At 63.6% G+C, this 7573-nt stretch carries 9 protein-coding genes and 1 pseudogene; 4 read left to right on the forward strand and 6 right to left on the reverse strand.

The window, feature by feature from the left end; genetic code table 11:
• Together AC1D34_RS30910 and AC1D34_RS30915 are read left to right on the forward strand one after the other, a co-directional pair.
• The coding region (locus tag AC1D34_RS30910) for a Vgb family protein (RefSeq protein ID WP_476826284.1) at positions 1 to 419 on the forward strand (419 nt) is incomplete at its 5' end.
• Positions 416 to 796, forward strand: a complete 381-nt coding sequence (locus AC1D34_RS30915) for a c-type cytochrome (protein WP_441507486.1) — start codon at positions 416 to 418, stop codon at positions 794 to 796. The genes AC1D34_RS30910 and AC1D34_RS30915, both read left to right, overlap by 4 nt.
• 2 nt (positions 797 to 798) lie before the next feature.
• Here AC1D34_RS30915 and AC1D34_RS30920 read toward each other — a convergent pair.
• From AC1D34_RS30920 to AC1D34_RS30945, 6 genes and pseudogenes are all read right to left on the reverse strand, one after another.
• Positions 799 to 1790, reverse strand: a pseudogene (locus tag AC1D34_RS30920) (branched-chain amino acid ABC transporter permease).
• 34 nt (positions 1791 to 1824) lie between these two features.
• Positions 1825 to 2712 (reverse strand): branched-chain amino acid ABC transporter permease, encoded by an 888-nt coding sequence (locus AC1D34_RS30925; protein ID WP_476826285.1) that lies wholly within the window; start codon positions 2710 to 2712, stop codon positions 1825 to 1827.
• A 186-nt stretch (positions 2713 to 2898) separates the two neighbouring features.
• Entirely contained in the window at positions 2899 to 4104 is a 1206-nt protein-coding gene (locus tag AC1D34_RS30930) for an ABC transporter substrate-binding protein (RefSeq protein ID WP_476826286.1), read from the reverse strand.
• A 41-nt stretch (positions 4105 to 4145) separates the two neighbouring features.
• Positions 4146 to 4889 (reverse strand): ABC transporter ATP-binding protein, encoded by a 744-nt coding sequence (locus AC1D34_RS30935; RefSeq protein ID WP_441507488.1) that lies wholly within the window; start codon positions 4887 to 4889, stop codon positions 4146 to 4148.
• Positions 4879 to 5643, reverse strand: a complete 765-nt coding sequence (locus AC1D34_RS30940) for an ABC transporter ATP-binding protein (protein WP_441507489.1) — start codon at positions 5641 to 5643, stop codon at positions 4879 to 4881. Before AC1D34_RS30940 ends, AC1D34_RS30935 begins: the two co-directional genes overlap by 11 nt.
• A 179-nt stretch (positions 5644 to 5822) precedes the next feature.
• Positions 5823 to 6446 (reverse strand): TetR/AcrR family transcriptional regulator, encoded by a 624-nt coding sequence (locus tag AC1D34_RS30945; protein WP_476826287.1) that lies wholly within the window; start codon positions 6444 to 6446, stop codon positions 5823 to 5825.
• Positions 6447 to 6641: 195 nt separating this feature from the next.
• On the opposite strand from AC1D34_RS30945, the gene AC1D34_RS30950 reads away from it, so the two are divergent.
• Together AC1D34_RS30950 and AC1D34_RS30955 are read left to right on the forward strand one after the other, a co-directional pair.
• Entirely contained in the window at positions 6642 to 7100 is a 459-nt protein-coding gene (locus tag AC1D34_RS30950) for a (2Fe-2S)-binding protein (protein WP_476826288.1), read from the forward strand.
• 3 nt (positions 7101 to 7103) lie between these two features.
• Positions 7104 to 7573, forward strand: a 470-nt coding sequence (locus AC1D34_RS30955; RefSeq protein WP_476826289.1) for a molybdopterin cofactor-binding domain-containing protein, incomplete at its 3' end; no start/stop codon positions are given.

Consider the following 7573-nt stretch of genomic DNA (forward strand, 5'->3'; position numbering starts at 1 on the left):
ATATTGCCCAGATCAATCCCGGCACCTTCGAGATCACGGTGGTCGAACCACCGACGCCTGGTCAGGGCGCGCGGCGGGTCTGGTCGGATTCGAAGAATCGCATCTGGGTCAGCGAATGGAATTCCGGCAATGTCTCGGCCTATGACACGCTCAGCAACAGCTGGAAGACATGGAAATTGCCGGGTGACAAACCGCGCACCTATTCGGTCTATGTCGATGATGCGGACAAAGTCTGGCTGACGGACTTTTCGGCCAATGCCATCGTCCATTTCGATCCCGTCACCGAAGCCTTCAGCAGTCTCCCGAGCGACAAGCCCGGCGCCAATGTCCGCCAGATGGACGGGCGTTCCGGCGAGGCCTGGGGCGGCGAGAGCGGCAATGACCGACTTGTTCGGATCCAGACGGTGAAGCAGGCGTGAGGAGCGCGCCTGTCGCATCTGCGATCACGGCGGTTCTGTTTGCCGCGCAGCCTGGCGCAGCCCAGGAGAGCGGGGCGGGCGAGCGTCTGTTCGCGACCTGCCAGGCCTGCCACAGCCTCGACCCGGCCAAGCCGGGCATGGCGGGTCCGCATCTCGCCGGCCTGTCCGGCCGCCGCATCGGCACGGCCACAGGTTTCGATTACTCGCCGGCGCTGAAAGCGGCCGGCGCGCAGGGCCTCAGTTGGGACGCGGAGCGGCTGAAAGCCTATCTCGCCGATCCCGAGGCCATGTTCAAAGGCAGCTGGATGAGCGCGCCCGGGCTCGCCCGCGAGGCCGACCGGGCAGCCGTCGCTGATTTCCTGATGCGGCCGCGCTGACGTCAGAGCGGTCGCTTGATGGCCCTCGAGATCACGCCGACGATGCCCTCGCGGAACAGCATCACGCAGATCACGAAGATCACGCCCTGCACGACCGTGACCCAGGCGCCAAGGCTGGCGAGATAATTCTGCATCGAGACGATGACGAGCGCACCGACGATCGGCCCGAACACGGTTCCGAGACCGCCGACCAGCGTCATCAGCACGACCTCGCCGGACATTGACCAGTGCACGTCGGTGAGTGAGGCGAGCTGGAAGACGATGGCCTTGGTCGCGCCCGCCAGCCCCGCCAGCGCAGCCGAAAGGACGAAGACCGCGAGCTTGTAGCGATTGGCGCGGTAGCCGAGCGAGATCGCGCGCGGCTCGTTGTCCCGGATCGCCTTGCAGACCTGGCCGAAGGGCGAATGGATGATGCGGTAGATCAGCAGCAGCCCGGCCATGAAGATGACTGCGACCACGTAATACAGCGCCCGGTCGTCGGCGAGGCTGATCAGGCCGAAGAGCTTGCCGCGCGGCACTGACTGGATGCCGTCCTCGCCGCCCGTGAAGCGCGGTGTCTGCAGCGAGAAGAAGAACACCATCTGCGCCAGTGCCAGCGTGATCATGGCGAAGTAGATGCCTTGCCGGCGGATCGCGAGCGAGCCGAAGACGGCGCCAAGCATACCGGCGATCAGCGTCCCGGACAGGATCGCGAGCTCGGGCGTCAAGCCCCAGTTCTTGGCCGTATAGGCGCTGACATAGCTTGCCATGCCGAAATAGGCCGCATGGCCGAAGGAGAGCAGACCGCCATAGCCAAGCAGAAGGTTGAAGGCGAGCGCGAACAACGCAAAGCACATCACCTTCATCACGAAGACGGGATAGGCGAGGAAGGCGCGACGGCGACCAGGACCGCGAGCCCGATGAAGATCGCCCGATGCAGGCGCTCGGTTCCCTTCGTGGTCTCGGCGACTGCGAGGCCGCCCGCGGGAACGTCGGCGGAAAGCGCGTCGGCCATGGTCAGCTCCTTCCAATCATGCGGGACGGTGCCATCACGCGGGCCGCCCGAACAACCCGGCTGGTTTCACCAGCAACACCAGGACCATGATGATGAAGATCACGGTCGCGGACGCTTCGGGATAGAAAACCTTGGTCACGCCTTCGATCAGGCCGAGGCCGAACCCGGTGACGATCGCGCCCATGATCGAGCCCATGCCGCCGATCACGACGACGGCGAAGACGACGATGATCAGGTCGGCCCCCATGTTTGGATTGACCGAGTAGATCGGCGCCGCGAGCACGCCGGCGAACGCCGCCAGAGCGACGCCGAAGCCGTAGGTCAGGGTCACCAGCAGCGGCACATTGATACCGAAGGCCTGTGTCAGCGTCGGGTTCTCGGTGGCGGCGCGAAGATAGGCGCCGAGCCTCGTCTTCTCGATCACGAACCAGGTCGCCAGGCAGATGACGAGCGACGCGATGACGACCCAGGCGCGGTAGTTCGGCAGGAACATGAAGCCGAGATTATGCCCGCCCGCCAGCTGCGGCGGGATCTGATAGGGCAGGCCCGACGAGCCGTAATTGTTGCGGAACAGGCCCTGGATGATCAGTGCGAGGCCGAAGGTCAGCAGCAGCCCGTAGAGATGGTCGAGATGGGCCAGCCGCGAGATCAGGAACCGCTCGATCAGGACGCCCACGATCCCGACGATCAGCGGTGCCAGCAGCAATGYGGCCCAGTAGTTGATGCCGAGATAGTTCAGGCACATCCAGGCCACGAAGGCGCCCATCATATACTGCGCGCCATGGGTGAAGTTGATGATGTTGAGCAGCCCGAAGATCACCGCCAGCCCGAGGCTGAGGATGGCATAGAACGAGCCGTTGATCAGGCCAAGCAGGACCTGGCCGAACAGCGCTTGTGGTGGGATTCCGAGAAGCTCGAACATGCCTTGCTCAACTCATCCTGAAAATGCTGCCAAGGACCGACGTACGGATACGCCATCTCCTGCTGCCATCATCCCGGGCCGGCCGAAGACCCGACCCGGGAGATGTGCCGGAGCATGTGGATCCCGGGTCTCCCTAGGATCGCCCGGGATGACGCAGGAACCAAGCAAGCGCGGACGAAGCCTCGTTCACTTCTTGACGAGCGGGCACTCGCTCTCGCTGAGCGGCTTGAAGGCCTGTTCTGCCGGCAGAACCGCGATCTGCTTGTAGTAATCCCATGGTGCCTTGGACTCGGACGGCTTCTTGACCTCGAAAAGGTACATGTCGTGCATCTTGCGGCCGTCGACGCGGACCGACCCCTTGCCGAAGAGCGGATCGTCGGTCGGCAATTCCTTCATCTTGGCCATCACGGCCGCGGTATCCTTGCTCTTCGCAGCCTCCACGGCCTTGAGATAGTGGAGCATGCCGGAATAGACGCCGGCCTGGACCATGGTTGGCTTCTTGCCGCCATGGGCCTTCGCAAAGCGCTCCGACCAGGCACGGGTCTGGTCGTTCGTGTCCCAGTAGAAGGCTTCCGTCAGGACCAGGCCTTGCGCCGTCTGCAGGCCGAGCGCGTGCACGTCGGTGAGGAAGACGAGCAGCCCCGCGAGCTTCTGCCCGCCTGCAACGATGCCGAACTCGCCCGCCTGCTTGATCGAGTTGATCGTGTCGCCGCCGGCATTGGCGAGGCCGATGACCTTGGCTTTGGAAGCCTGAGCCTGGAGCAGGAACGACGAGAAATCGGTGCCCGGGAAGGGCGTGCGTACGGCCCCCAGCACCTTGCCGCCGTTCTTGGTGACGATCGCGGCAGTGTCGCGCTCCAGAGCGTGACCGAAGGCATAGTCGGCGGTCAGGAAGAACCAGCTGTCGCCGCCGGCCTTCACCATGGCGCCGCCCGTGCCCTGGGCGAGGGCATAGGTGTCATAGGTCCAGTGGATCGTGTTCGGAGAACAGGCCTTGCCGGTGAGGTCTGAGGYCGCTGCGCCCGAGTTGATATGGATCTTGTTCTTTTCCTTGGTGATCTGGTTGACGGCCAGCGCCACCGATGAGGTTGGCACGTCAAGGATGATGTCGACGCCGTCCTGATCGTACCATTGCCGGGCGATGGTCGAGCCGACATCGGGCTTGTTCTGGTGGTCGGCGGAGATGATCTCGACCTTGATGCCCTTCTCGGCGGCCTTGAAATCCTCGACGGCCATGCGGGCCGCAACCACCGAGCCTTCGCCGGAGAGGTCTGCATAGAGGCCGGAACGGTCGTTGAGCACACCGGCCTTGACGGAAATCTGCTGCGCCAGCGCCGGGCTCACCAGCAGCGCGCCAAATACGCTGCCCAGCAGCAATGTCTTGAGTTTCATGCCGTCCCTCCCTGAAATGACGTCGTTCTCGACGCGATTGTTCAAACCCCGAGATAACCGTGGAGCTTGTCGATGTTTCGCTCAAGCGCCTCGTTCGGAATCATGTCGACCACCTTGCCCTGCTCGACGACATAGTGCCTGTCGGCCACCGTTGCGGCGAAGCGGAAATTCTGCTCGACCAGGATGATGGTGAAGCCATCGTGTTTCAGTTTCGCGATGGTGCGGCCGATCTGGTCGATAATCACGGGGGCCAGCCCCTCGGTCGGCTCGTCGAGCAGCAGGAGATTCGCGCCCGTGCGCAGGATGCGCCCGATCGCCAGCATCTGCTGCTCTCCGCCCGACAGCTTGGTGCCCTGGCTCTTCAGCCGCTCCTTCAGATTGGGAAAGAGCTCGAAGATCTGGTCGAGGCTGAATCCGCCCGGCTTCACCTGCGGCGGCAGCAGAAGGTTCTCCTCGACATTCAGGCTCGAATAGATGCCGCGTTCTTCCGGAACGAAGCCGATGCCGAGCCGGGCGATGGTGCGCGAGGGCAGGTTGATCGTCTCGGTACCGTCGAACGAAATCGAGCCCTTGCGCTTGCCCATGATGCCGATGATCGACTTCAACGTCGTGGTCTTGCCGGCGCCGTTACGGCCGAGCAAGGTCACCACTTCGCCCGGCGCGACGTCGAAATCGATGCCATGCAGCACATGCGACTCGCCATACCAGGCCTCGAGCCCGCGGACCGCGAGCAGCGGTTTGACAGCGCTCGCAGGCGCTGCGGCCCCGGTCGCCTCAGTGAGCATGGCCGACTCCCGATCCGATATAGGCTTCGACCACGCGCGGATCCTTCGAGACCGTGGCGTAGTCGCCTTCGGCAAGCACCTGCCCACGCGCCAGCACGGTGATGCGGTCGGAGAGTGAGGCGACGACCGAGAGGTTGTGCTCGACCATCAGGATGGTGCGGTTGGCCGAGATTTTCCGGATCAGCGCCGCGATGCGTTCGACATCCTCACGGCCCATTCCGGCCATCGGTTCGTCGAGCAGCAGCATCTCCGGATCGAGCGCCAGCGTGGTCGCGATTTCAAGCGCGCGCTTGCGACCGTAGGAGAGTTCTCCCGCCGGCAGGTCCGCAAAGGTCGAGAGGCCGACGGCCTCGACGAGGCGCAGCGCCTCGGCATCGAGCGATTTCAGCACATCCTCGGACCGCCAGAAATCGAAGGAGTCGCCACGCTTGCGCTGCAGCGCGATCCGGACGTTCTTCATCACGCTCAGTTGCGGGAAAACCGCCGAAATCTGAAAGGACCGGACCAGCCCGAGCCGGGCGATCTCGGCTGGCTTCTGGCGCGTGATGTCCTGGCCGTTATAGACGATCGAACCCTTGGTTGGCGCAAGAAACTTGGTCAGCAGATTGAAACATGTCGTTTTGCCGGCACCATTTGGGCCGATGAGCGCATGAATGCTGCCGCGCCTGACCTTGAGGTCGACGCCATTGACCGCGGTGAATCCCGCGAATTCTTTGGTTAGCCCCGAGGTGGAGAGAATAATATCCTCAGACATACCACGCACACATGGTCGCCACCTCAATGATTCTTGGATTGTTCGTTTCCCCTTGCAGTCATGCTGCACCGCGCGCAGCGCGCCTGTCAACGCCACGCCCGTGCGCATGAATCCATGTGCATCTGCCCAGGAATGGCGGTTTAGACGAAAGGCTTAGAGCCGATGCCGGCCCTGTCATACTAGCCGGTCGGCAGGACGGCAGCAGCCGTGACCGATGCGATCGCGTCGAGCCGCTGCTGGTAGTCCGCGCAGGAGGGCAGGGGGCCGAGCTTGGCACCGGCGGCCGCCTGCATCAGCGTGTTGATCAGCATCGTGGGGCTAAGGCCCGTGCGTTTCAGCGAGATCTCGCCCTTCGCTTGCGCCTCCTCGATGAGGTTGCGCGCATGCCTGGCGAAGATGTCTTCGAAGACAAGCAGCTCCTGCCCGGCAATGCTGGCGATGACGGCCTTCAACTCGACCAGGTGTTCACCCGTGCCGAGGCTCTCGAAGGCCGTGGCGAAATGAGCTCTCAACAGTGCCGTGAGGCGTTCCGGGAAGGGGGCCTGGCTGATCAGGACTTCATGGCAACGTGCTTCGACACGCCTGCCGAGCAGCGCGAGCATGGCCCGGAACACATCATCCTTGCCCTTGAAATGGAGGTAGAGCGTCGCCTTGGCCAGCCCGGCTTCCTTGGCGATGTCGTCCATCGAGGTGCGTTTGTAGCCGTAGCGGGCAAACAGGCGCAGGGCCGCATCGGCGATCTGATCGATGCGACCGGTGGCATCATCGGCGGCCACGCCGGAACTCTCGCTTCTGTCGGACATTGCAGTCTTGACAAGATCCAAACTGAGCGCGACTATTCCAATTAGACTCAAACGGTCTAATTCGTCTAGTCGCGCGACCCAAGACGACGGATCACCCGCCCGCTTCTGATATGTCAGATCGGGCCGTCGAGAGCGAGCCTCTCGATCCGCACCATGGTGCCGCGCTGTGTCATGTCCAGCGATCCGGAGGCAGCCATGGTCTCACTCAAAGTCAACGGCAGGACGCACAGCGTCGATGTCGACGACGATACGCCCCTGCTTTGGGCGATCCGCGACAATTTCGGCCTGACCGGCACCAAGTTCGGCTGTGGTGTCGCGCAATGCGGCGCCTGCACGGTCTTCATGGACGGCAAGCCGCTGCGCTCCTGCGTCACGCCGGTCTCGGCGGTGGGCGATGCCGAGATCACCACGATCGAGGCGATTTCGGGCAAGGAAGCCGATGCCGTTCAGGCCGCCTGGACGGCACGCGACGTACCGCAATGCGGCTACTGCCAGTCGGGCCAGGTGATGAGCGCGGTTGCGCTGCTCACGGAAAACAAGAAGCCGAGCGATCGCGACATCGATCTCGCGATGAACGGCAATCTTTGCCGTTGCGCAACCTATGTCCGCATCCGCGCCGCGATCCATGATGCTGCCCGCACGCTGGAGGGCTGAGCCATGACCGTTCACGATCAGAACCTCTCCCGCCGCTCGCTGCTGAAGGGAGCTGGCGCCCTCGTCATCGGGCTGCATCTCCCGCAAGTGGCCCGTGCCCAGTCCGGGGCAGGCGCTGCGTTTCGCCCGGGCGGAAACGCCACCTTCGCACCCAATGCCTTCGTCCGCGTCGCGCCTGACAGCACCGTCACGGTGCTGATCAAGCATATCGAGTTCGGCCAGGGGCCATTCACCGGGCTTGCGACGCTCGTCGCCGAGGAGATGGACGCAGACTGGGGCCAGATGCGCAGCGAGCATGCGCCGGCCGACGTCAAGCTCTATGCCAATCTCGCATTCGGCGTGCAGGGAACCGGCGGCTCGACCGCGATCGCCAATAGCTGGGAACAGATGCGCAAGGCTGGAGCMACGGCCCGTGCCATGCTGGTCCAGGCCGCAGCGCAGTCCTGGAAGGTCCCAGCCTCCGAGATCAAGGT

It is taken from the genome of Allobosea sp. P1_A7, assembly GCF_056406775.1.